Here is a 22,030-nt window from a genome sequence, read left to right as displayed (position 1 = left end):
GACCTCGCCCTGAAGGGCGAGGCTTGCGCTTGGGCCCCGTGGTCAGGCGAGCAGCTCGTGCACGAGTGCGCGCACGCCGGGTGCGGCACCGCCGAGCAGGCCGGCGGCCATGCGGCCGGCGTCGGCCGCGCGCGGCAGGCCGGCGACCGAAATCGAGAATTTCTCCAGCAACTGGGCGTCGCTCAGCGCAAGGTCGGGCGAGCCCAGCGGTTCGGCCACGTAGCGCTGGTGGCGCGTGCCGTCGGCCATGACGATGGTGACGTCGGCCGGGCCATGGGCGGGATAGGCGGCGCAGCAGACCGGGTCGGCATGCACGCTCACCTTGGCGGCCAGGGCGGCGATCTCCGGCCGCGCGCGCGTTTCGTCGGAGAAGTGCGGCAGCGCCACCGCGCCGTACTGCAGGGCCACCGCCACCACATACGGAAAGCTCAGTTGCGCGATGGGCAGGGTGTCCCAGCCCAGGGCGGCGTGGGGCATGGCGGCCTCATAGGTTCCTACATTTATGCTGGCGACCTGAGCCGGGTCGATGCCGTGTTCGCCGCGCAGGGCCAGCAAGGCGTCGATGGCCGGGTGTATGTGCCGGCAGGCGGGGTAGGGCTTGAGATACGAGCGCACGACAGCCAGCGCGTTGCGCCGGGGTTCGGCAGGCGGCCCGCCGGCCAGGCCCGCGAACGCTTGGAACACGCCGGCCGGGCCTTCGGCCACGCCGCGCGGCCCTTGTACGCCGCCTTCGGCGGCCAGCAGCGCGGCGAAGACGCCTTCGCGGGCGGCATGCGCAGGGTGCAGCTTCTTGATGTTGCCACCGCCGGCGAGATAGGCGAACAGGCCCGCCGACGAACTGGCGGCGATGCCCAGGGCGCTTTCCATCTCGGCGGGGGCCAGTCCCAGCAGCCGGCCGCAGGCCGCCGCTGCGCCGATCACGCCGGCCACCGGCGTCGTCTGGAAACCGCGCCGGGCGGCGTGCGGGTGCAGCACTTCGGCAAGCGCGATGGCGACTTCGTAGCCGGCGACGACGGCGGCGATCAGGTCGTCGCCGTCGGAATCCAGCCGGTGGCCCAGGGCAAGCGCGGCCGGTACCACCACGGTGCCGGGATGGATCGAGCCTTCGCGGTTGCCGTCGTCGAGTTCCAGCGCATGGCAGGCCACCGCCATCAGGTACGCGGCGTGCAGCACGTCCCCGCGTTCGGTGGTTCCGGGTATGGGCACCGGGCGCGCAGCGCCGACCAGATCGAGCTCGCGCAGCACGCCTGCTGCGCTGCGCCAGACGGGCTGGCCGGCGCCGGCCACGCAGGCGCCCAGGGTGTCGACGAGGTGGCGGGCGGCTTCCCGACGCTCGACGTCGTCCAGTTGCCGCGTGGTGAGGCGGCTGGCGAACTCGGCGAGCGCGGCGGTGGTGGGCTGCGGCGGGCGGGTGGTGCGGGTCTGGCTCATGGCTGGAGTTCCGAAAGAGAAGGCCCCCACGCTGCGCCTTCGGCTTGCTGCCCCCGAGGGGGCGCTTTTTGCCTTGGGGCGGCCCGGCGGCGGAAAATGGCCCCCACGCTGCGCCTTCGGCTTGCTGCCCCCCGAGGGGGCGCTTTTTGCCTTGGGAGCGGCCCGGCGGCAAAAATGGGATCAGCGCCGCATGGCGGAAGCCGCGGCGCGGCCGGCGATATAGCCCAGGCCCAGTGCGCCGAGCAGGCCGTTGCCGGACACGTAGCCCAGGCCGCCGCGCGCGCCGCTGATGCCGGCCGCCGCGCCGCCGCCGGCGTACAGGCCGGGGATGAGGCTGCCGTCGGCGCGCAGCACGCGGGCGTCATGGTCCACGCGCAGCCCGCCCTGGGTGTGGAACAGGGCCGGACCGATCCGCGTCGCCGTATAGGGAGCGCGCAATGCGCCCAGGCCCCAGGCGGTGCGCGAGTACGGGTCGGCGGCGGTGCCTTCGGCAGCCGCGGCCGCCTCGGCCAGCGTGCGTTCGAGCCTGTCGGCGGGTACGCCGATGCGCCGGGCCAGGCCTGCCGCGTCGGGCGCTTCGATTACGCCGCCATGGGAGACCAGTTCCGCGTACTCTTCCTGTCCGCCTGCGGTGGTATCGCGCACGCGGGCGTCGGCGATGACGTGGAACGGTCCGCCGCGGGCCAGTTCCAGTGCGGCGAACGCCGAATAGCCCACCGTTTCGTTGCCGAAACGATCGCCGTTCGGGTCGACCACGATGCCGCCCTTCTCGACCACGGTCCAGGTCACCAGCGAGCCGTGCGGGTCGGCCAGGCTGGCGTGCGCCTGGTAGGCCCCCATGTTGGCGAAGGCCGCGCCCAGCTTTTCGCCCCACAGCACCGCCTCGCCCTCGCTGCCGGTCGAACCGCCGTAGGGCGCCGTCGCCAGCTCGGGGCAGAACCGCGCGAGCAGGGCGCGGTTGGCGCCGAAGCCGTTGCTGGCGAGAATCACCGCCTTGGCGCCGACACGGGTGCGCTCGCCGTTGGCCTCGGTCACCGCGCCGGCGACGGCGCCGTCGGGGGTGACGATGAGTTCGACCGCCGGGTTGCCGAAGGCAACCGGGATGCCGCGCGATTCGGCCGCGCGGTACAGGTCGTTGAGCAGGTCGGCGCCGCGCCGGGACGGCGGCGAGTGCAGGCGGTGCACCCGGTGGCCGACATGCTTGTACGTCTGGACCAGGCTGAGGTTGACGCCGGCCTCGTCGGCCAGCCATTCGACCAGCTCGGCGGAAACGCCGGCCAGCCGGCGGGTGAGTTCCGGCGCCTCGTGTGCGCCCGCGACCCGTTCCAGGTCCTCGACGAAAATCTCCGGGCCGTCCTCGACGCCCGCGGCACGTTGCCAGCGCGTGCCGGCCGCGGGTATGGATCCGCTGGACAGCATGGTATTGCCTTGCAGGCGGTCGGCCTTCTCGACGACGGCGACCTGCGCGCCGGGAGCGGCCGCCAGGGCTGCGAGGGCCGCGGTCAGGCCGCAGCCGCCGGCGCCCACGACCAGGACGTCGAATTCGGCATCGAAGTCCTGCGATCGGTATTGTGCTGACATGAATGCTCTCTCTTGCCTTGCCGGGCTCAGTCCACGCGGGCGCCGGAAAGCTGCACCGCCTGGGCCCATTGGGAAATCTGCGCGTCCAGGAAATCCGCGAACTCTGCGGGCGTATTGGCCATCGGCGTCAGGCCCAGCGATTCGAGCCTGTCGCGTACGGCCGGATCGGCCATGACCGCGTTGATGTCGGCCGATATCTTCTCGACGATCTCGCCGGGCGTGCCCTTGGGGGCGAAGAAGCCCGACCACGGCGCGATGGCGAAATCGGGAAAGCCCTGTTCGGCAATGCTGCGATAGCCTTTGCCGCTTTCGTCCCGGGCGGTCGTGATGGCGATGAGCTTGACCTGCCCGCCCTGGATGAAGGCCTCCGCCGAAGGCAGCCCGGTAATGCCCACCGGTATCGAGCCGCCGGCCAGGTCGTTGAGCATGGGCGAACTGCCGCGATAGGGAATATGGGTCAGCTCGACGCCCGCGCGGGCCTTGAGGAGTTCCATGGTGAGGTGGGTCGCGGCGCCGTTGCCGTCGGAGCCGTAGCTGTATTTCTGCGGCTCGGCCTTGGCGAGCGCGATCAGATCCTGCAGCCCGTTCGCGGGCACGTCCGGATGAGCCAGGATGGCGTTGGGGTAGATCACCGCCAGGCTGATGGGCTCGAAGTCCCGGCGCGGATCGTAGGGCAGGTTCTTGTAGAGCGAGACGTTGATCGCGTGCGAGCCAGTCACGCCCAGCACCAGGTTGTAGCCGTCGGCCGGTGCCTGCGAGATTGCGGCCGCGCCGACATTGCCCCCGGCGCCCGAGCGGTTCTCCATGACGACCGGCTGAGCCCATTTGCGCGACAGGGCCTCGCCGATTACGCGGGCGGTGATGTCGGTGGGACCGCCCGGCGGAAACGGGATCACCAGCCTGACCGGCTTGACCGGATAGTCGGCGGCAGTGGCCGCGGCCAGCGCCTGTCCCGAGGTGCCGAACGCGGCGGCCACTGCAAAGAGGAAAGAGGGGGTGAGGCGTAGAACGGTGGGTGACATGATGCGACCGAGTCCGTAATGTGTTGACACTATAGGATCATCGTTCAGGGCGGTCAATGAGGCTTCAAGCAGGAAACGACAACATTTCCGCGCTTTTTGGCTAGAAGTACGTAACCGAAGCCGGCCCGAAACCATGTCGGATTCCAGCCTAAAACCTTAAAGAGTTGACAGTTTGCGATCCGCAACCACAGAGAGCAAGCCGCTCCACGACATCCCAGGCCGCTGGTGGAAACATTGCGGGAGGGCGTCAGCCCATCGCAGGCGCTTGCGCGGCCAGCCCCGGTCGAGTTGTTTTCGGCGCGCGTCTTTCGGCCAGGAAGGCTTGCCGCAGGGCGCGGAATTCCGGACCGCGCATCCGGGCTTCGCATCGGGCTCGCTCTTCGGTCAGGCTGGCTTCGAAGTCCAGTACGCAGGGCAATTCGATGCACTCGACCGCGCGCCGCAGTGTGTCGATGTTGGATGCTGCGGGGTCGAGCGCGGTACGGACCGCGGCGACGCCCACCCGCGCGGGCGCGGGCAGGCGGCTGGCCAGGGGTAGGGGCCCGAGCGCTGCGCGGCTCGGATCAGGAAGCAGCCGGGGCAGGCGCTGCCGCGCGCTCGGCGAGCACTTCCTGCGCCACGCGAAACCCGTCCACGGCGGCGGGCATGCCGCAGTAGCACGCGCAGTGCAGCAGGATCTCCTGCAGTTCGGCGACGGTCCAGCCGTTGTTGAGCAGGCCGCGGATGTGGCCCTTGAGTTCCTGGCGCCGGCCGGTGGCCACGAGCACGCTCACGGTCACCAGGCTGCGGTGCTTGAGGCTCAGGCCAGGGCGTCCCCAGACCGCGCCCCAGGCCAGGCCGGTCACGGCCTCCTGCAGCGGCTTCATGAATTCGTCCTCGCGGGCGGCGGCCAGGGCGCTGTCGACGAAGGCGTCGCCCATGGTCTGGCGGCGGTGGCGCTCGCCCAGGGCGAGCGCGTCGGGGGTGATGGCCTGCGGGGGCTGGACGGCTTCGGTCATGCTGGCGGTCTCCTGGATGAAGGGTAGGCGAGAGTAACTGTATGCCCCGGGGCGCGAGGCATGGCGGGTCAGGGCGATGGGGCCGGCGCCCCGGGTGTGCAGTCCAGGCAGAGCGCGGCGCGCCACGCGTCGATGAAGTGCCCGCGCTTGAGCTCGTCCAGGTAGACGAGCAGGCCGACGCCCAGGCCGATGGGGCGGGCCGAGGGCAGCGCGTGCGCCGCCTGCATGCTGGCGCGCACGGGCAGCATGCCCGACTCGCGCACGATGACGTGCTGGCCGCGCTCGGACAACAGATAGTCGAGAAAACGCGCGCCCAGATCCGGGCGCGAAGCCTGGTGCGGAATCACGGCGGCCCGCGAGAGTACCAGCGTGTAGTCGGCGGGCCGCACGACCGCGATCGGCGCGCCGTCGTCGATGCGGCGCTGGGCGTAGGACTCGAGCATGTTGTAGGCCAGCACGATCTCGCCGCTCGCCAGGTGGTCCAGGGTGGCGTCGGCGGATTCCTCCACGCGCGCGCGGTTGCTGCCCAGCGCGGCGAGCAGCGCGCCGGCCATGCTGTCGAGCCGTGCATCCTGCGTGGCGGCGAGATAGCCGATGCCGCTGCGCTCGACGTCGTAGGTGCCGATGCGGCCGGACAGCCGGCCCCCCGGTGCGCGCAGCATGGCCAGCAGGTCGCCGCGGGTATGCGGCGCCTGTTCTGCGGGCAGCCGGTCCGTGCGATAGGCGATCACCAGTGCTTCGGCGCCGATGCTGTAGACCTCGTCGCGCCAGTTGGCCCAGTCGGCGACGGCCTGGGTGTCGGGCGAGGTGTGCGCGCGCGCATGGCCGTCGTTGGCGAGCTTGGTTTGCAGATCCATGCTGCTGCTGATGACCAGGTCCGGTCCGCCCGGCCGCTCGCCGTCGCGGGCGCGGCCGATCACGCCGTCGTAGAGCAGTTGCGTGGGCAGTTCGGTGTAGACGAGGCGCATGGCCGGATGCAGGCTGCTGAAATCTTCCAGCACGCCGCGAAATACCCGGGTGTCGGTCGAGGCCTCGATGGTCAGTGTGTCGCTCGCCTGCGGTGGGCCGAGGATGACGGTCTCGAAGTCGCGGGCGCCGGCCGGTTCGGCGCTGCAAAGCAGCGCGGCGAAGGCGAGGGCGCCGGCGCGCGCGAGAAAACGCCGGGCCGCTCGGGGTTTCCTTATTGAACCCTGCGGGGAACGCTGCTCGACCCTGGGGAAGCCCGGCAAGGCCCGGCGGCGCGGCTCAGCTCGCATGGCCGTGACTCTCGGCAAGGCGCAGGGTGACTGCCAGGCCGCCGCCCGCGCGATTGGCCAGCGTCACCGTGCCGCCCTGGCCTTCGACGGCGCGGCGCACAATCGCCAGGCCTAGGCCGGCGCCGTCGGCGCGCGCCTGCGGCCCGCGGGAGAAGCGCTCGAACGCGGTCTGCGCAAAGGCCGGCGCAATGCCCGGGCCGCGGTCGGCGACCACGATGCACCAGCTCTCGCCCTCGCGCTGCAGGCTCACCTCGATCGGCCCGGCCGCGGGGTCGCCGTGTCGCAAGGCGTTGTCGATGAGGTTCTTGACGGCTTCGCGCAGCATCAGCGCATCGCCCCGGATGCAGGCGCTCGTGTCCGGCAGCGCCAGGCGCACGTCGGGGCGCGGCTCGGCCATGGGCACGCTGTCGTGCACCGCCTGGCGCAGCACGGCGGCGAGCTCCACGCTTTCGTACTGGCGCAGCGCGCCACGATGGTTCACGCTGGCGTCGCTCAGCAACTGGTTGACCAGGCGCGACAGGCGTTCGGCATTGCGCTGCACTGCCTGCAGGCTGCGCTGCCGTTCGGCCGGATCGTCGTCCTCCAGGGCGAGCTGCAGTTGCGCGCGCAGCGCGGCGAGCGGGGTGCGCAGTTGATGCGCCGCTTCGGCGATGAACAGGCGCAGCGCATCCTGGTTGTCGGCGAGCCGGGCCATGAAGTCGTCGAGTGCGCGCACCAGGTGTTCGAGCTCCGCGGGCACGGGCGTGCCGAGCGGGCGCAGGTCGGCCGCCTCGCGGGCGGCAAGGTCGCGTTCGACGCGGGCCACCGGCGCGAGCGCGCGATGCACACCCCACCACGCGACGGCGATCACGGTGGCGGCGAAGGCGAGCAGCGCGAGGCTGCCGCGCCATACGATGTCCGCGGCGAGGGCTTCGCGCGCCAGACGCGTCTGGCCCACCTGCACCACGGCGGCGGTCGTTTGTTCCGGCCCGGCGAGCTGGCGCTGGAGCGCCGCGAAGCGCACGGGCTCGCCGCGATAGACCGCATCGAAATAGACCGGCCCGGCCGGCCCGGGCGCGCGGGGCGGCGCGGGCGCATCGCCGTAGCCCGCGATGGGCGCGCCGTCGAGGTCGGTCACGCGATAGAACACCCGGTCGCGCGGCGCCTGGGCCAGCAGTTCCAGCGCGGCATAGGGCATGTCCATCTGCCAACGCCCCTGCACCAGTTGCAGGCTGTCGGCCATCGACAGCGCCGAGGCCTGGAGCAGTTGGTCGTACGAGGCATCCGCCGCCTGCCGCGCATAGCCGCGCAGCATCAGCGCGAGCACGGCAGTGCCTGCGACGAAGAGCACGAGCAGGGTGGCCAGCAGGCGCCGTCGCACGGATACCCGCGCAAAGGGGCGCTGCGCGCTGCCGGATGGGGTCATCGTCAGGGCCTGGGTTCGGCGTCGTCGGCAGAGATCGACGCGAGATAACCGGCGCCGCGCTGCGTCTCGATGCGCAGCGGCGTGCCTTCGAGCTTGCGGCGCAGGCGGCCGACGTACACCTCGATGGCGTTGGGCCCGGCCTCGTCATCGAAGCCGAACAGGCGCCGGGCGATCTCGTCCTTGCTGACGACGCGCCCCATCGCGGCCACGAGGATCTCGAGCAGACTGTATTCGCGGTTGGGCAGCTCGATGCGCTGGCCGGCGAAGCTGACCTGCCGGGCCGCATTGTCGATGACCAGGGCGCCGAACTGCAGCAGGCCGCTGGCCTGGCCGAGCGGACGGCGCAGTAGTGCGCGGCAGCGGGCTTCCAGCTCCCGGAAGTCGAACGGCTTGGCCAGGTAGTCGTCGGCGCCGGCGTCCAGCGCGTGCACACGGTCTTCGATGTCGGCGCGGGCCGTGAGCATCAGCACCGGCGTCTTGTCGCCGCGCGCGCGCAGGCGCCGCAGCAGTTCCAGGCCGGACAGGCGAGGCAGGCCGACGTCGAGCACCAGCAGGTCGAAGGTCTCGTATTCCAGCACCCCGTTCGCGGCCAGCCCGTCCTGCTGCCAGTCGACCGCGTGGCCGATGCGCCGCAGCCGGCGCACCAGGGCGTCGGCCAGGTCGACGTCGTCTTCGATGACCAGGATGCGCATGGCGGAAATTGTCGCACAGGCCCCGCGAAACGAATGTGCCGATGACAGGTGGATGACAGGTCCGGGCGCCTACGCTTGCGGCCTTGCGCCGCCGCGCGGGCCGCGCATACGAGGGTCGCCCGACCCCATAACGACAGGAGATACCCGCCATGATGCTGACCTTGCTCGGCTTCGGCATGGTGATCGTGTTCATGACGCTGATCATGGCCAAGCGCCTCTCGCCGCTGGTCGCCCTCATCCTCGTGCCCATCGTGTTCGCCCTGCTGGGCGGCTTCGGCAGCTCGGTCGACGACATGATGCTCGACGGCATCCGCAAGATCGCGCCGACCGGCGTGATGCTGATGTTCGCCATCCTGTACTTCGGCGTGATGATCGACGCGGGCCTGTTCGACCCCATCGTCGGGCGCATCCTGCGCCTGGTCAAGGGCGATCCGCTCAGGATCGTCGTCGGCACCACCGTGCTGGCGCTGCTGATCTCGCTGGACGGCGACGGCTCCACCACCTACATGATCGTGGTGGCCGCCATGCTGCCGCTGTATCGCCGTCTCGGCATGAATGCCCTGTCCATGACCTGTCTGGCCATGCTCTCCAGCGGCGTCATGAACCTGACACCCTGGGGCGGCCCGACCGCGCGCGCGGCCGCCGCCCTGCATGTGGATGCCGGCGACATCTTCGTGCCGCTGGTGCCGGCGATCGGCGTGAGCATCCTCGCCATCCTCGGGCTGTCGTTCTATCTCGGGCTGCACGAGCGGCGGCGCCTGGGCACCGTGAACCTGCCCGCCGGCGCGCTGCATGCCGGCTACGACGAGGACGGCGTGCCGGGCGGGCCGACCTCCGAAGACGACGATTCGCTGCGACGGCCCCGGCTGCTCTGGGTCAACGCCGCGCTGACGCTGGCCCTCATGGTCGGCCTGATCCTGGGCGTGCTGCCGCTGCCCGTGCTGTTCATGATTGCGTTCGCGATTGCCCTGGTGATCAACTACCCGGACCTCGCCGAGCAGCGCCGGCGCGTGGCGCACCACGCGGGCAACGTGCTCTCGGTGGTGGCGTTGATCTTCGCGGCCGGCATCTTCACCGGCATCCTGTCGGGCACCGGCATGGTCGAGGCGATGTCGCGCAGCCTGCTGGCGGTGATTCCTGACGCGCTCGGCCCCTACCTCGCGGTGATCACCGCGCTGGTCAGCATGCCGTTCACCTTCTTCATGTCGAACGACGCCTTCTACTTCGGTGTGCTGCCGATCCTGAGCGACGCCGCGCAGGGCTATGGCATCAGCGCCGTCGAGATGGCGCGCGCATCGCTGATCGGGCAGCCGGTACACCTGCTGAGCCCGCTGGTGCCCTCGACCTACCTGCTGGTCGGCCTGGCCGCGGTGGACTTCGGCGATCACCAGCGCTTCACCTTGAAGTGGGCGGTGCTGGTCTGCCTGGTGATGCTGGCCGCCGCGCTGGCCATCGGCCTGTTCCCCTGGGCGGGCGTGGCGGGCTGAGCGGGGCGCCGGCGCTGCCTTCGCTTGGTATGGGGCCGACGGGGCTTCCTGCGTCGGTACGCGGGCAAGGGACACCGGCAATCGCGTCGCCGCAGATCTGCTGCAGCGGATGTAACCGGGCACGCCGATTGCTTGGACGTACCGTCGTCGGTCGCCCATGCGGCCTGCTCCCCAACATGCAAAAGGAGATCCCATGAACGTGCGCCTTCTGTCCTCCCTCCGCCCCGCCAGTCTCCTCGCCGCCGGCACCCTCCTGTGTGCCGGCTCCGCCTTTGCGGCCGACACCGCCGGCATGAGCCCGCAACAGCGCTACCAGGCCGAACGCGCCGCCTGCGAGGCCGGCCAGACCGGCCAGGCGCGCGCCGACTGCATGCGCGAAGCCGGCGCCGCCCTGCAGGAGCGCCAGCGCGGCAACCTGAATCGCGCCAATGGCGACTACAGCGCCAACGCGACCGCCCGCTGCGATCGCCTGCCGCCCGAGCGTCGCGAAGGCTGCATGGCGCTGCGCGGCGACAATGTCCAGGTCCAGGGCAGCGTCAAGGACGGTGCCATCCTGCGCCAGACCACCATTCGCGAGGTCGGCGAACCCGGCCCGGCCGGTGCGTCCATGCCGCCCGCGGGTACCACCCAGACCATGCCGGCCCCGACCGGAGCACCCGGTACGACCTACACCACGCCCGGCAGCACCTACACGCCGCCTCCCGCCGGTACGACCGCACCGATGCAAGGCGGCACAGGCATCCGCTGAGCCAGGCCACCGGCCGCGGCCGACCCTCCTTAGGCAATTGCGACCCCGCGCAACCGGCACCGGTGCGCGGGGTCGGTTCGTTTGTCCGGCTGCCGCGTAGCGTCGGACCGCTGTCCTTGCAGGCCGACGTTCCGGGCTGAGCAGGCTTTCTCGATCGCACGGCATGCCTACGGGGGAGCCACGGGCTCCGGCGGCGCACGGATGCTAAACTTCCGCTGCCGCCGCGTCCCGGCGCAACGCACGGGCTGCCCATAGCTCAGTTGGATAGAGCATCTGCCTTCTAAGCAGACGGTCGGGGGTTCGACTCCCTCTGGGCAGGCCAAGAAAATACGCTATAATTCATTTCTTTCTGCAAGGCGGTTCCTGCCTTGCTGTGCGTTCTGCACACAGTGGTGGCTGTAGCTCAGTTGGTAGAGTCCCGGATTGTGATTCCGGTTGTCGTGGGTTCGAGTCCCATCAGCCACCCCAAATTTCCCGTATAAATCAAAAAGTTCCGATTTTTTCCAGGTTTCACGATATAAAAATTAGAACGGAATCGGGAACTTTAGAACGGACTCACTCGGTAGCCGACGCTTTTTTCACGACCCGGCGGTCATAGTGCCGGTGTGTCGTCTGCGGGTTCGCATGTGCAGCGAAGTCGTACGCGTCGGGGGCCCTGTCGGCCAGCTTCTTCGTGATCGCGGTCGGTCGGATGTCCTGCAGATTGAAATACGCCGGGTGCTCGACGAGCTGCGCCGCCGTCACGCTCTCATCGAAACTAGAAATCCAGGCATGCATCGCGTCATGCCAGGACGAGCCCCAGCCGGATCGGGTGTAGACCAGCGAGCGTTTTGACGGCGCGAACAGTGCAGGCGAGCGCTGTACGTCCTCACGGTCCAGCGCCCGCGCGACCACGCAACGCAGTTTCATCGACCATTCCCTGATCTTCGTCATCTCGGCGTGTCCCTTGCGCCGCTTCGCCGCCACGACGCACACGCCCTCGTCGGTGATGCCGGCTCGCAGGAACGGCCGGACCTCCGAGGGCCGGAACCCGGTCAGATACGTGAACATCGCCGCGCAGCCGAGCGTGCGCACGTTCTGCGCGTCCTGCCGAACCGCCCACAGATAGAACCGTACAACTTGGCGGCGTGTGGCGGGCCTCGTCGGTCTGCCCGCCCCTTCCGGGGTTTCGACCGAGTAGCGCATGTTCACGAATGGATTGCTATCGATCGCGCCCTTGCGCACGAGCCAATGGCAGACAGTTGCCATCAATGCCATCTCTTTGATCGCGCGCAGCCGTGCGCCCACTTTCGCGCGAGCGTCGACGTAGAGGTATCCGTGCTGGGGCTTCAGCGCACCGGGAGCCATAGCTCCGAAGAACTCGGTCAATCGCCTGGACTGGGCGGCACGATCCGCCTTGCCGTTCTTGCTCTGATCCCGATAGTGGTTGGGGGCCACGTCGGACATGAAAAGATCCAACATATCGGCGACAGAGCCTGCAACCGGCGTCCCTTCCAGGATGGCGGCCGCTTTGATCGTCGCAACCCGCCGAGCCTCGGCAATAGCGCTACGATCTCCGAGATTCGCGCTGGCAAGCGTCTCGCTGGTGCGCAGATGCTTGTAGATGAACGAGACCTTGCGCTTGCCTACGCGCTTGAACAGGCGATCAACGCCGGTGGGCTCCCATGCCGGCGAAGGCGTCTTGGTTCGGCTCGCTCGCGAGGCGGCGGTGCGTGCGCGGTTGGTCTTCGTGGCGGCCATCCGTGATACCCAACTTTTTATCGTGATACTCGCGGGCCACCCGTGGTAGCCCGTCCCGCCCTGGCACCCAGCGCCAGCGATTGCGGTCCAGCCAGCGCGACATCATCGAGCGCTGGTTGGGCTTGCATCCCACCAGGCTCGCGAGCTCGCTCGCGGTGAGATAGGCGTCGTCCGCACCGTACGATCGCTCAGCCATGCTGTCTTTCCCTGCGTGAGGCGCGTAGTGCATTGAGCCATTCCACCGCCTCATGCGGCTGGCCCAGCTCGCCCGTGACGCGACGGCGCATATTCATAGCGCCACACTGGCGCCAGGTGATCTCCATGGCTCCGGCAGCCACTGCCAACGCGCGCTTGGACAGCGCGATGTCGTAGTGACTGCCGCTGGTACTCTCCGGCGACTGCCACCATCGCCGGGCCACGCCGATCCGGTCGGCCATGGCGTGAAGCTCGTCGTCCGTGTCGGCGATCATGTGGCACATGACCATCCGGCCGTAGGCCGCGCGCATGTCGTCCACGTAGACGGTCATGCCGCTGCCCCTGCGATGTCTGCGCCGCGGAACTCGACGACCCAGACCCAAGGATTGGCGTCCCAGGCGCCGGCGCCGTTGATGCTGTCCCAAAGCCGGCGGTACTGTGCAACCGGCTGATTCAGTCCGTTGAAGAGCGCCCGCTCGGCGCCTTCCCACACGTCCACATCCCGAATAGCTTCGGGCCGCTGAATGCCCTCTGCGAGGGCATCGGCCTCGCCGATGGACTGCAGCCGCTCCACGCGCACGCCGGTGACCTCCAGCGTGATGCGGCTGGCCCAGCGGGGCATGTGGATGCTGGGGCGCCAACGCACGTCCACTCGTGGGCCGCTGCCCAGCGCTTCTACGTGGCCGGCGCGGTAGAACACTCGCTCGCCATCCAACGCATGAGCCTCGCGCACCCACAGTCGGTCACCCGGCTGGCCATAGGGGCAGGCGAATCCTGGGATGCTCACGCCGTGCTCGTTCACGATTTCGCAGTGTCCGGGCCCGGCCATTCGAAAGATGCCTGGATCGCATACCTGATGCCGCAGAGCCCTTCGGGTCTGCGTCTTCGTGCCGGCCAGCAGTGCGCGCACCATGGACGCCGAGAATAGGATTCCTCGCTCGCGAGCGGTTGTCATGGCGTGGCTTCTCCTCCGGACTGTGGGGCCGTATCGGCGTCCTGTTGGCGTTGCCGGTAGTGCGCTTCCGAGCAGAACCCCTTCCCCGTCTGCAGGATGTTCGACGGCCTGCCGCAAAAGCAGCGTGGAAATGGTCTCGAGTTGTTGGCGTCGTACCACGCCTGTGGCTCACGCCCGTATGGTTCGTCCTCGTCAGGTATGTGGCCGGGCCCAGCCAGGCCGTTATGTATCCACGACATTGCCGCCTCGGCGCCTGCGCCGTGGCGCCATTCGATCCATGCGGCCTGCTCGGCCACAATCATGTCCCGGATGATCCGCGAAAGCTCCTCCACTAGCGGGTCGGGTCCGCCGTCTCTCAACCGCTCGCTGACACGCATACCCAGGGCAAAGCCGGTCCAGATGGAGTCGGTATCAGGATCCTCATAGTGCGAGAACGAGCCGTTGGCGTAGGCGGGTGTGAGATTAAGTTTGGCAGCCAGTATGGCTGTCTCACTCACGCTGCGCTCGAACGTCTCGCGCATGTCAGCGATGGCTACGGCGCCCGGCCTGTCGACGATCTTGAAGGTCATTTTTCGCGCCGGCGCGGCCTGTTCGCTGGGCTGGGCCTCAACGCGGAACCCCAGCGCATCCTGTACGCGGTGAGCCTCGGCGTACTGCTCTTTCGTCAGGTACGCATGCTGCTTGATACCCAGCATGTGCCGGATGGGTTGGCCTACTGGGCTGCTGCCGCCCTGGTGGTGCCAAAGTGCGTAAAGAAGGGCAGCGCGGGTGTCCTTTTCCAGGCGCGGCACCCCATCAGCCCCGCTTACAGGTTGGGCCTGGGCGGCGGGTTGAGGAGCGGAGATCAGCACTGCAACGGCATCCGCCCAGCCGTCCGCGCGCCCTGCCAGTTCCAGCCGGCGGGCGATGTATTCCGGCGACTGGTCCGTAGGGTCGCCGCCGCGGCGGCCATCAGTCCAGGACCGATTGAAATCCGCTTCAGCGCGCAGGTATGCCACCAAGGCGCGCAAGTCTCCCGCCACCGGCTGCACATCCGGCACGGCGACAGTTTGAGGGAGGGCGCGCACCAGGCGCACGAACGCGTCATCGGCGACCAGCCCGTGAATCGCATCGAGGATCAGGGCGCGTTCTCGCTCGTTCGGGGTGCAGTAGCCCGCGCGGCCGGATTCGTCCTCCCCGATCATCTCGTAGTCCTGGACATACTCGTCGATGAAGGTTTCGATGGCCTGCCAGTCCGGCGCCGGCTGCGCCCCGGCGCCGGCATTGGTGTTCTTCTGTACCTGTGTCATGCGGCAGTCCTCGAAGCAATAAGGGATTCGTGTGCGAAGTTGGCGGTCGCCAGGGCCTCTGCCTGAATGGGAGCAACGCTGTTCCCGCACATGCGCACCTGGGCCGTAATCGACAGGGGGATGCGGGGGATCAGCCGCGGGTCGCCCGGCACCTGCACGCCGTCCTGGAACAGCAGTGCGGGGTCGGGAATCTCGTGGATGATGTAGTCGCAAGGGAAGCTCTGCGCGTGGTACAGCTCGCGCGGCTTGAGCATCCGTAGCGTGATGTCGACCAGCACCCACCGGATGCCGCCATAGCTCATCAGCACCAGATCAGCCGGCTCGGGGAACAGGTCGGGCAGATGCTCATGCAGCAGCGTCGCACACGCGCGCGCCTTCTCCCGGTGCTCCGGGGCCAGCGCATCGACTGGCACTTGGACGGCGGACACCAGGCCCATGCGCGCCTTGGTCGTCACGGTGGGCATGGGCCGGGCGCAGCCCGAGTCCTGGCCGCCCTCGCTGTAATACTGGACGAGGTAGGCCGTCACCAGGCGCTGGTTGCTGCCCGAGGCTGTGATCGTGGACATAGGCGCATCAGCAGGCCGGCCATCACCGTCATAGAACCCGCCGTTCGCTTGTTCGAAGAATGCCGATGCGAGCGCGCTGGGAACGCTGCTGGCCGTCACAGAGTTGAGCGGCGATTCCAGGCTGCGCACGCCACTGCTCCACCGCTTCGCGCCGGTGCTGCACGACTCCCCGTGACCGATGTCGATCAGATTGGCGACTATCAGGGTCTGTTCGCCCCGGTTCGCGCCCGTCACCGTCGGCAGCGGCTCGGCCGGCGTCGAGCCAGCCCGGTCGCCGTGATGTGTGAGGTGGGCCAGGTGTGCGGCAACCAGTGCGTGCTTGTTCGCCGTCACCACGGTTCCCAGCGGCGCCTCGATGTCTTGCGCGCGGGCCTGCTGGCCCTCGCGCTCGCCGTAGCCGATGGTGACGAGGTGCGCGCCTACCATCGCATGGTGCGTGCCGCTGGCCGCCACGGTGGAGAGCGGCTGCTCGACGCTATGCCCGCCCATGTGGGCGTCGCTGGTGCCGCGCAGCGGGGCTAGGGTCGGGGCCACGACGCTGAAATGGCCGCCCTTCACCTGGGCGCAGACGGTGCGCAGCGGAGCGTCCGCCGGCGTGGTGCGCTGGTTGCTCGCGTTGGCGTGCTCCGTGAGGAACGGGGCCAGGGCCGCGCCATTACCTCCGGAGCTACCCTCAGGACCTCCGGAGGTAGTCGCCCCACCTCCGGAGGTTCCAGTGCTCGCGCCGGGATATCCTGGCATGTTGGTCACAACCAGAGGGGCCAGCACTGGCTGGGCTAAGCCAGAATCGGCCTTGCTGGTGATGGTCTGCAAGGGTGCGTGCACGCTCCGTTCCGGAGATTGCCCCATGCGGCCGCCCACGCCGACGATAAAAGGGCTGGCGCTGTTCAGGACGTGGCGCCACAGGCCCTTGGCGACGCGCCGCCGCGTGTTCGACGCAAGCGGCTTCGGGCGGTCGAAGATGCTGGTGGCGGGAAGGCCGAAGTCGATGCACTCGGCTGCTGTCCTGTAAGGAGCCAGCATTCCGGCCAGCACTTCCCGCGACGCCGGATCGCCATGCGTCGCTTCTGGCCAGACGATGGGCAGGCCGTCGCGGCGCGCGACGAGGAACAGGCGCTTGCGGATTGTGGGCGCGCCGTTGTCGCATGCGCGCTGCTCGCGCCAATCCACCACGTAGCCGTGCTGCTGGAGCTGCCGTACGAAGCTCTCGAAGGTCTTGCCCTTGCGCTTCGGGTCAGGATAGACGTTGCCGTCGGTGCCGACGATGACTGGCCCCCACGTCTGAAATTCCTCGACGTTCTCCAGCATCAGCACGCGAGGCTTTGTCAGGGCGGCCCATCGCATGCCGACCCAAGCCAATCCCCGAATATGCTTGGCGACCGGGGTCCCGCCCTTCGCTTTGCTGAAGTGTTTGCAGTCGGGCGACAGCCAGACCAGCGCCACAGGTTGATTACCTGTGACCTGTACGGGATCCACGTCCCATACGCTCTGGCACAGGTGGCGCGTGTACGGGTGGTTCAGTGCGTGCATCGCCAGAGCCTAGGGGTCGTGGTTGATCGCGATGTCAACCGGGCGGCCGAACGCCGCTTCCAGGCCCGTGCTGGTGCCGCCACCGCCGGCGAAGTTATCGATGATCAGCTCATTGCCCAGCGGTAGCGCGAGTTGCGAGGTGCGCATGCTATCCCCTCACCCGGCGGTCGCGGTGCAGCTCGCGCAGCCAGCCGCTTCCGAGATCTCATCCAGCACCTGCGCGAGCGCTGCCATGTTCTCAACCGCTGCCCTGGCGTTGCCGTCGAACTGCGCCCATGCATCGCAGAGCCTGGGGATCAGCGGCATGACGCGCGCAGCAGTGTCTGCTGCTGTCGTCGCGGGCGCCAGCGCTGCTGCGCGGCGCCCGCGCTTGGCGATCGCGCGGGGTGTGATCTTCGTTTTCCCCTCGGCCTGGGCCTGTGCCAGCTCCGTCTGCAGTACGTCGACCGCCGCTGCGCCATGCGCGCGAATCGTCTGGACAGCCGTCGTTGCCGAGACGTGCCCGGCAACCACCATGTCGCGTACCTGCCTGGGCGCGGCGACCAGCTCCAGCAGGTTGTTGACGTAGGTTTTGCTCAGGCCCAGTCGCGCAGCGATTGTCGGCAGATCCATGCCGTAGCCATGCAGGCGTTTGCAGACAATGCCCGTTTCGTACGGTGTCAGCGGGCGGCCTGCATTGCCGCGCACGAGAGAGACCGTCATGTCCTCTCGGCTCGTGCCGGCGGGTTTGATGATGATCGGCAGGCGCTCGATCTGTATGCCTCGGTCGAGCAGCCGTTGCACGGCCGCGAACCGGGTATGCCCGTCCGTGAGATAGATGTGCTCGCCATCCGCCTCGCGGCTCACGTAGCCGGTCAGCGGTTTGTCCTGGTAGTATCCGTTGACCTGGATGGACTCGGCGAGCTCCTCGATGTGCTGCTGATAATCGGGTGAGTCCACGCGGACGTTGAATCCCGGCAGGATCCGGATCTGGCCCGGCGGCACCTGCCAGAGGTCGGCGGATTTCGCGCCGGCCGCGCTCATCGCCGCCTTGACGTTGCCGCGCACGTGATCGTGCTGGTAGTCCAGCGGCGGTTCGTGGATAGACATGTCGATACCTCCCTAGAACGGTATGTCGTCGTCGAGCGCGCCGGGGGCGGGATAGGTGCCACGCCCCCCTGCGGCCGGTGCCGGTGCGGCGCCCCCCTGAGCGGGGCTGCTCCCTTCGCGCCCGCCCAGCATCTGCATGTGGTCCGCGATGACCTCGGTGCTGTAGCGATCCTGGCCGGTGGCTGTGTCCTTCCACTTCCGCGTCTTGAGGCGGCCCTCGATGTAGACCGAGCGCCCCTTCCTCAGGTACTCGCCGGCGATCTCGGCCAGGCGGTTGTAGAAGACGACGCGGTGCCACTCCGTATCCTCACGGCGTTCACCGGTGGCCTTGTCCTTCCAGGACGACGTGGTGGCAATCGACACGTTGCAGACAGCAGCACCGTCGGGGCTGTAGCGCACCTCGGGATCGCGCCCGAGGTTGCCGACGAGGATCACTTTGTTGACCGACGCCATTACGCGGCCTCCACAGCGTCCATGTACGCCGACGACACCTCATGTACGAGCTGGTCCAGCGTGCTGTTGTTGTTGATGGTCACGTCTGGCGCAAAGTCATCGAGCTGCATCTCGCTGATGTGTTCGGCTTTGGCCTTGTCCGCCATCGGGCGGTAGACGCGCCAGATTTGCCCGCCATGGGCGCGCACGAGCCGCGCCTCGTTGGGGAACCGCACGTCTGTGATGACGATCTTGCGTGTGCCGTTGCGGCGAACCGTGTCCAGGTGGTCCTCCATCAGGCGCAGCCAGTAGTCAGAGCCACATTTGCTGCGGCGGTACTCCGTGCCCCACCAACGCATGATGTCGCGCGGGCTGCGCGGAGTTCCAATCTCGCAGCCGAGTGCGTGCATCGTGCGGATGAAGTCTCCATCGGCGCAGCGACCAATGGCCAACACGATGTCGGGCTTGGACTTCTGGTCACGGTCCGTGAAAACGCGGGGATCCACGCCGAAGGCTGCTGAGACTTCCTCGCGCAGCGGATCAGCGAACGCCGTCCGGTGGAAGCCAACGAGGGCGTGCAGGATACCTGCGACAGTGTCCTTGCCGACGCCCTCGCGCCCACACAGACCGATCGTGAGGTACGGACCGGTCATTTCGGCGCCCCATACAGCACCTGTGTATCAGTGCCGGCCACGATGTCTGCCACCATCGTCTCGACGGCGGCGTCCAGGACCAAGTCCGGCCGCACGAGCTCGTACCAGAGGGTCAACTTGCCTTCGCGCAGGCGATAGCGCAGGCGTGCCTCCAGGCGGTACGCCTGGCCCTGCCAGAACGCCGGGATGCCCAGTTGGAACCTGTCGAACGATTGCATCCGCGACGTGGTTTCGGCATCTTCGTTATCCACGTACTCGATGTCCACCCCGCCCGACTGCACGCGCACGGCAGAGCGAATCCGTTTGTCCGATGTGATCTCGAACTTGGTCGCGAGTTGGTGCATGGCGGTGCCGGTCGGGAATCCCTCCTGCGTTGCGATGTCCTTGATGTTGTTCTCGATGAACTCGGCGAATTCGGCCTGGTTCATCGGTTTGCGGTCCTGTTTGGTCCACGTCGCCCACTCGAACGCCACTTTCGGTGCGAATTCGGCACGAAAATCGCACCATCCTGCCGGCGAGTCGAGGTATTCGCCGGGCGCATGCTCGTTGAATATCGCTGTCATGTTCAGAGGCGGCATGGCCGTGGCATCCACGGTGGTGTAGAGCAGCGTCTCTGGTTGTTTGTGGCGGTTCACGTACTCGATGAACGACTCCGGCGTGCGCAGGGCCACCGAGCCGATTTTGCGACGGGGCGTGTCCTCCAGTTTGCGCAGTGCCTCGTCGGTTTCGATGTGGTAGCCCTCGGGCACCGCGATCAGCCTGCCCTGAGCGTCGGCTGCCTCGACGACGATCTCGGGACGGGGGGCGAGGCGGGCCGCGGTTTCCGCGATGTTGGCGTCCGCGGATGCGGCGAGCACTTCGTTACTGGGCTTTTGCATGTCATTCTCCAATGGCTTGACGGGGGGGCACTGCGATGGCGTTGGCGGCGCCGGGGATCTCTACGGAATGCAGGTCGAGGTGCTGCTGGCGCGGATCCTGGGTGAGCAGGTTCCCCTCGGGCGTCGGGTAGAACATCGTCGTGAGCCGCTCCTCCTGTGGGGCTTTGTGCGTCAGCGTGTCGATGATCTCGATTGCGCCACTGCGGCTCAGCCGCTTGACCTTGAGCTTGATCGTCAACTCGCCGTCCTTGCCCGTGCTTTCCACGGCCATGACGACGTTTGCGAGCGCCTGGGCAGCCTCGTCGAGCAGCATTCCTCCGCGCACGTGGCGCAGGGTGTCCATCAGGGGTCGAACTCCCATAGGGTCCTCGTCGGTATGTGGCCTCACGGCCGGATTCAGTCGTTATCGCCAGCGGCCAGGCGCTTCACGTCTTGCGGCGGCGGTGGGCGAAGCTCGGTTGGCGGCGCCGATACGCGCCGCATGAGGGCGATGGCGTGCAGTGAGATGGCGTGAGCGAGCAGCGGGTCACGCATGGCCTCGTCGAACGATGCGCGCACGCGGGCTTCGTAGTGAGCGCGGCGCAAATACTCGTCGGTGGGTTGAATGCGCTGCCGATGGCTCATGCCGGCGTCCGATATCAGGCGACTGGCACCAGGGTGCCGAAATCGTCCACGACCGCATGCCAGGCCCTGAACGAGGACCAGGGCGGCGACCCCAACACGGTGATGCTGGTCATGTTGCGGGGCGTCGGAGTTGGGCTGTCCTCGTCGTCCGGCCACCGCTGGCAGCCAACGTAGTCCGTCAGGAGGCTGAATACGGTCGCGCCTGAATTGCTGGCCCAGGGGCTCATGGGGCCTCCCGATGCGCGGCTGTGAAGTGGCGTTCCATGGCCAGGAGCGCGCGTGGCGGGTAATCGTCCAGCGGTTCGACGATGGTGCGAGCGTCCGGGCGGTCGTAGAGGCAGGCATGCCCCTCGGGGAGGATGGCGAGCACGCCGCCGCTGCCGCAGGCGCCACGGCCTGCGATCTCCGCCCAGGCCGTATGCATATCAATCAACTGAGCTTCGTAGGCTGCCTCGTCGCCTGATGATGCAACCCCGAAAAGCGCAGCCACCGCAATGAGACCCAGTGGAGCATTCAACTTGTTTCGCATAACAACCTCAAAGTTGTGTTTTGCCTGACTAATGTATGGCTGCGCCTTACATATGTCAAGCAAAACACAACTTTCTAGGCGGTCCATAGGCGAGTTGATTTCCGGATCCACCGCATGGGCGCGTCACTTGTAAACTCGCTCGGTCACGGAGGACGCCAATGAGTCTGCGGAAAGCGAGGCGATGGAGGTGGCCAAGCGCCTGGGGCGTTATGGCTTGTGCGGCTCTGGCGTGGTTTGCGGCGCCGGTAGCAGCAAAGGAGCCAGTTAACCCTTCCGACGCGTTAAGCGAAGCGCTTGCAGCCGATCCCCGACTCCATCGTGATTTCGTATTGCGCGGAGTAGTTTCGGCCCCGAGCAACGTATCCGGTCATACAGTGCTATGCGGCTATCTGTCGTTGGCCTCGGGCTTATCTGCGGCACGGGAGTTCCAGCTTGTCTCGGTGGTTGTGGCGCTGAGGTCACCCGGAGACTGGACTGTCGTCCGTATGGCGCAGTACGGCACCGCTGCCGAGTATGAATGTCAGACCGCGGGTATCGCTATGTCGCTCGTCCCGCCATCAGCGCGGGCCCTCAATGTCAGGGCCGCATGGCCCAGAGAAGAGCAAGGCGTGCAAGAGGCGATGCGTGATTCGGATCTACTGGACCCGTTCAGCGTGCAGTTGCGCCGGCTACGCGTTGGCGATCTGCAGGCGGCCGTGGTGATGTGCGGGGAGTTCAACGCGAAAAATGCGTATGGTGCGTATATGGGCTTCCAGCCTTTCATTGGCACTGTCATGGGTGATCATGTGCGCATTGACAGACTTGGGCATGAACCGAGAATGGCCCAGCTTCTAAACGAAGCGTGTCTGGAAACTGGGTTGACACCGACGCCTCGGTGAAGAAATAGAAAAGGCCCGCGATCCTGCGGGCCTTTTCTATTTCTTCACTGGA

Annotated in this window: 22 protein-coding genes, 2 tRNA genes and 1 pseudogene; 5 read left to right on the top strand and 20 right to left on the bottom strand. The window is 67.8% G+C overall.

Annotation, left to right across the window (positions count from 1 at the left end; all coding sequences use genetic code 11):
* Window positions 1-42: 42 nt before the first annotated feature.
* From FOZ76_RS14715 to FOZ76_RS14685, 7 genes are all read right to left on the bottom strand, one after another.
* Entirely contained in the window at window positions 43-1,431 is a 1,389-nt protein-coding gene (locus FOZ76_RS14715; RefSeq protein ID WP_143949032.1) for an MmgE/PrpD family protein, read from the bottom strand.
* A gap of 180 nt (window positions 1,432-1,611) precedes the next feature.
* A complete protein-coding gene (locus tag FOZ76_RS14710) occupies window positions 1,612-3,012 on the bottom strand; it encodes an FAD-dependent oxidoreductase (protein WP_143949031.1) in 1,401 nt (466 codons plus the stop codon).
* 26 nt (window positions 3,013-3,038) lie between these two features.
* Window positions 3,039-4,034, bottom strand: coding sequence for a Bug family tripartite tricarboxylate transporter substrate binding protein (locus FOZ76_RS14705; RefSeq protein ID WP_143949030.1), 996 nt, complete (start codon window positions 4,032-4,034; stop codon window positions 3,039-3,041).
* A 563-nt stretch (window positions 4,035-4,597) separates the two neighbouring features.
* A complete protein-coding gene (locus FOZ76_RS14700; protein WP_143949029.1) occupies window positions 4,598-5,032 on the bottom strand; it encodes a carboxymuconolactone decarboxylase family protein in 435 nt (144 codons plus the stop codon).
* A 68-nt stretch (window positions 5,033-5,100) separates the two neighbouring features.
* A complete protein-coding gene (locus tag FOZ76_RS14695; RefSeq protein WP_143949028.1) occupies window positions 5,101-6,288 on the bottom strand; it encodes an ABC transporter substrate-binding protein in 1,188 nt (395 codons plus the stop codon).
* A complete protein-coding gene (locus FOZ76_RS14690) occupies window positions 6,278-7,693 on the bottom strand; it encodes a sensor histidine kinase (protein WP_143949027.1) in 1,416 nt (471 codons plus the stop codon). The genes FOZ76_RS14695 and FOZ76_RS14690 overlap by 11 nt, the downstream gene beginning before the upstream one ends.
* Window positions 7,694-7,695: 2 nt before the next feature.
* A complete protein-coding gene (locus tag FOZ76_RS14685; RefSeq protein WP_143949026.1) occupies window positions 7,696-8,385 on the bottom strand; it encodes a response regulator transcription factor in 690 nt (229 codons plus the stop codon).
* A 149-nt stretch (window positions 8,386-8,534) separates the two neighbouring features.
* Between FOZ76_RS14685 and FOZ76_RS14680 the strand changes: the two genes are divergently transcribed.
* The 4 genes from FOZ76_RS14680 to FOZ76_RS14665 all read left to right on the top strand — a co-directional run bounded on the left by FOZ76_RS14680 (window position 8,535) and on the right by FOZ76_RS14665 (window position 11,088).
* Window positions 8,535-9,872: a CitMHS family transporter gene (locus FOZ76_RS14680; RefSeq protein WP_281283006.1), complete on the top strand. Its 1,338-nt coding sequence runs from the start codon at window positions 8,535-8,537 to the stop codon at window positions 9,870-9,872.
* Window positions 9,873-10,065: 193 nt separating this feature from the next.
* Window positions 10,066-10,620 (top strand): hypothetical protein, encoded by a 555-nt coding sequence (locus FOZ76_RS14675; protein WP_143949025.1) that lies wholly within the window; start codon window positions 10,066-10,068, stop codon window positions 10,618-10,620.
* 245 nt (window positions 10,621-10,865) lie between these two features.
* Window positions 10,866-10,942 (top strand) — tRNA-Arg (locus tag FOZ76_RS14670).
* 70 nt (window positions 10,943-11,012) lie between these two features.
* Window positions 11,013-11,088: transfer RNA gene (locus tag FOZ76_RS14665), tRNA-His, on the top strand.
* Window positions 11,089-11,175: 87 nt separating this feature from the next.
* Here FOZ76_RS14665 and FOZ76_RS14660 read toward each other — a convergent pair.
* From FOZ76_RS14660 to FOZ76_RS14600, 13 genes and pseudogenes are all read right to left on the bottom strand, one after another.
* The gene (locus tag FOZ76_RS14660) at window positions 11,176-12,360 is read right to left on the bottom strand and encodes a site-specific integrase (protein WP_143949024.1); all 1,185 of its coding nucleotides are present in this window, start codon (window positions 12,358-12,360) and stop codon (window positions 11,176-11,178) included.
* Complete coding sequence (locus FOZ76_RS14655; protein WP_170235460.1) at window positions 12,266-12,556, bottom strand: DUF4224 domain-containing protein; 291 nt, start codon at window positions 12,554-12,556, stop codon at window positions 12,266-12,268. Before FOZ76_RS14655 ends, FOZ76_RS14660 begins: the two co-directional genes overlap by 95 nt.
* Window positions 12,549-12,887 (bottom strand): DUF4031 domain-containing protein, encoded by a 339-nt coding sequence (locus FOZ76_RS14650; RefSeq protein ID WP_143949022.1) that lies wholly within the window; start codon window positions 12,885-12,887, stop codon window positions 12,549-12,551. Before FOZ76_RS14650 ends, FOZ76_RS14655 begins: the two co-directional genes overlap by 8 nt.
* Window positions 12,884-13,510 (bottom strand): hypothetical protein, encoded by a 627-nt coding sequence (locus FOZ76_RS14645; protein WP_143949021.1) that lies wholly within the window; start codon window positions 13,508-13,510, stop codon window positions 12,884-12,886. The genes FOZ76_RS14650 and FOZ76_RS14645 overlap by 4 nt, the downstream gene beginning before the upstream one ends.
* A complete protein-coding gene (locus FOZ76_RS14640; RefSeq protein ID WP_143949020.1) occupies window positions 13,507-14,799 on the bottom strand; it encodes a hypothetical protein in 1,293 nt (430 codons plus the stop codon). Before FOZ76_RS14640 ends, FOZ76_RS14645 begins: the two co-directional genes overlap by 4 nt.
* Window positions 14,796-17,042: pseudogene (locus FOZ76_RS14635) on the bottom strand (DNA cytosine methyltransferase). Before FOZ76_RS14635 ends, FOZ76_RS14640 begins: the two are co-directional and overlap by 4 nt.
* Window positions 17,043-17,051: 9 nt before the next feature.
* Window positions 17,052-17,942: a ParB/RepB/Spo0J family partition protein gene (locus FOZ76_RS14630; RefSeq protein WP_170235459.1), complete on the bottom strand. Its 891-nt coding sequence runs from the start codon at window positions 17,940-17,942 to the stop codon at window positions 17,052-17,054.
* A 54-nt stretch (window positions 17,943-17,996) separates the two neighbouring features.
* Window positions 17,997-18,437: a single-stranded DNA-binding protein gene (gene ssb, locus FOZ76_RS14625; protein ID WP_143949018.1), complete on the bottom strand. Its 441-nt coding sequence runs from the start codon at window positions 18,435-18,437 to the stop codon at window positions 17,997-17,999.
* Window positions 18,437-19,069, bottom strand: coding sequence for a deoxynucleotide monophosphate kinase family protein (locus FOZ76_RS14620; RefSeq protein ID WP_143949017.1), 633 nt, complete (start codon window positions 19,067-19,069; stop codon window positions 18,437-18,439). Before FOZ76_RS14620 ends, ssb begins: the two co-directional genes overlap by 1 nt.
* Window positions 19,066-19,947: a DUF2303 family protein gene (locus FOZ76_RS14615; RefSeq protein WP_143949016.1), complete on the bottom strand. Its 882-nt coding sequence runs from the start codon at window positions 19,945-19,947 to the stop codon at window positions 19,066-19,068. Before FOZ76_RS14615 ends, FOZ76_RS14620 begins: the two co-directional genes overlap by 4 nt.
* A 1-nt stretch (window position 19,948) precedes the next feature.
* Window positions 19,949-20,290 (bottom strand): hypothetical protein, encoded by a 342-nt coding sequence (locus FOZ76_RS14610; protein WP_143949015.1) that lies wholly within the window; start codon window positions 20,288-20,290, stop codon window positions 19,949-19,951.
* A 53-nt stretch (window positions 20,291-20,343) separates the two neighbouring features.
* Entirely contained in the window at window positions 20,344-20,571 is a 228-nt protein-coding gene (locus FOZ76_RS14605) for a hypothetical protein (RefSeq protein ID WP_143949014.1), read from the bottom strand.
* Between the two features lie 223 nt (window positions 20,572-20,794).
* Window positions 20,795-21,100, bottom strand: a complete 306-nt coding sequence (locus tag FOZ76_RS14600) for a hypothetical protein (protein WP_143949013.1) — start codon at window positions 21,098-21,100, stop codon at window positions 20,795-20,797.
* 485 nt (window positions 21,101-21,585) lie between these two features.
* Between FOZ76_RS14600 and FOZ76_RS14595 the strand changes: the two genes are divergently transcribed.
* Complete coding sequence (locus tag FOZ76_RS14595) at window positions 21,586-21,978, top strand: hypothetical protein (RefSeq protein WP_143949012.1); 393 nt, start codon at window positions 21,586-21,588, stop codon at window positions 21,976-21,978.
* The last annotated feature ends 52 nt before the right edge of the window (window positions 21,979-22,030 follow it).

Source organism: Verticiella sediminum (assembly GCF_007558815.1).
Classification (GTDB): domain Bacteria; phylum Pseudomonadota; class Gammaproteobacteria; order Burkholderiales; family Burkholderiaceae_B; genus Verticiella; species Verticiella sediminum.
Note: the sequence above shows the minus strand (reverse complement) of the source record. Positions and strands in the feature narration are given on the sequence as shown.

Coding starts and splice junctions, on each gene's coding strand:
- FOZ76_RS14675 (WP_143949025.1), top strand. CDS start 10,066: ATGAACGTGCGCCTTCTGTCCTCCCTCCGCCCCGCCAGTCTCCTCGCC.
- FOZ76_RS14660 (WP_143949024.1), bottom strand. CDS start 12,360: ATGGCCGCCACGAAGACCAACCGCGCACGCACCGCCGCCTCGCGAGCG.
- FOZ76_RS14705 (WP_143949030.1), bottom strand. CDS start 4,034: ATGTCACCCACCGTTCTACGCCTCACCCCCTCTTTCCTCTTTGCAGTG.
- FOZ76_RS14650 (WP_143949022.1), bottom strand. CDS start 12,887: ATGACCGTCTACGTGGACGACATGCGCGCGGCCTACGGCCGGATGGTC.
- FOZ76_RS14645 (WP_143949021.1), bottom strand. CDS start 13,510: ATGACAACCGCTCGCGAGCGAGGAATCCTATTCTCGGCGTCCATGGTG.
- FOZ76_RS14680 (WP_281283006.1), top strand. CDS start 8,535: ATGATGCTGACCTTGCTCGGCTTCGGCATGGTGATCGTGTTCATGACG.
- FOZ76_RS14715 (WP_143949032.1), bottom strand. CDS start 1,431: ATGAGCCAGACCCGCACCACCCGCCCGCCGCAGCCCACCACCGCCGCG.
- FOZ76_RS14695 (WP_143949028.1), bottom strand. CDS start 6,288: ATGCGAGCTGAGCCGCGCCGCCGGGCCTTGCCGGGCTTCCCCAGGGTC.
- FOZ76_RS14600 (WP_143949013.1), bottom strand. CDS start 21,100: ATGCGAAACAAGTTGAATGCTCCACTGGGTCTCATTGCGGTGGCTGCG.
- FOZ76_RS14605 (WP_143949014.1), bottom strand. CDS start 20,571: ATGAGCCATCGGCAGCGCATTCAACCCACCGACGAGTATTTGCGCCGC.
- FOZ76_RS14685 (WP_143949026.1), bottom strand. CDS start 8,385: ATGCGCATCCTGGTCATCGAAGACGACGTCGACCTGGCCGACGCCCTG.
- FOZ76_RS14620 (WP_143949017.1), bottom strand. CDS start 19,069: ATGACCGGTCCGTACCTCACGATCGGTCTGTGTGGGCGCGAGGGCGTC.
- FOZ76_RS14700 (WP_143949029.1), bottom strand. CDS start 5,032: ATGACCGAAGCCGTCCAGCCCCCGCAGGCCATCACCCCCGACGCGCTC.
- FOZ76_RS14655 (WP_170235460.1), bottom strand. CDS start 12,556: ATGGCTGAGCGATCGTACGGTGCGGACGACGCCTATCTCACCGCGAGC.
- FOZ76_RS14595 (WP_143949012.1), top strand. CDS start 21,586: ATGGCGCAGTACGGCACCGCTGCCGAGTATGAATGTCAGACCGCGGGT.
- FOZ76_RS14640 (WP_143949020.1), bottom strand. CDS start 14,799: ATGACACAGGTACAGAAGAACACCAATGCCGGCGCCGGGGCGCAGCCG.
- FOZ76_RS14615 (WP_143949016.1), bottom strand. CDS start 19,947: ATGCAAAAGCCCAGTAACGAAGTGCTCGCCGCATCCGCGGACGCCAAC.
- FOZ76_RS14710 (WP_143949031.1), bottom strand. CDS start 3,012: ATGTCAGCACAATACCGATCGCAGGACTTCGATGCCGAATTCGACGTC.
- FOZ76_RS14690 (WP_143949027.1), bottom strand. CDS start 7,693: ATGACCCCATCCGGCAGCGCGCAGCGCCCCTTTGCGCGGGTATCCGTG.
- FOZ76_RS14610 (WP_143949015.1), bottom strand. CDS start 20,290: ATGGACACCCTGCGCCACGTGCGCGGAGGAATGCTGCTCGACGAGGCT.
- ssb (WP_143949018.1), bottom strand. CDS start 18,437: ATGGCGTCGGTCAACAAAGTGATCCTCGTCGGCAACCTCGGGCGCGAT.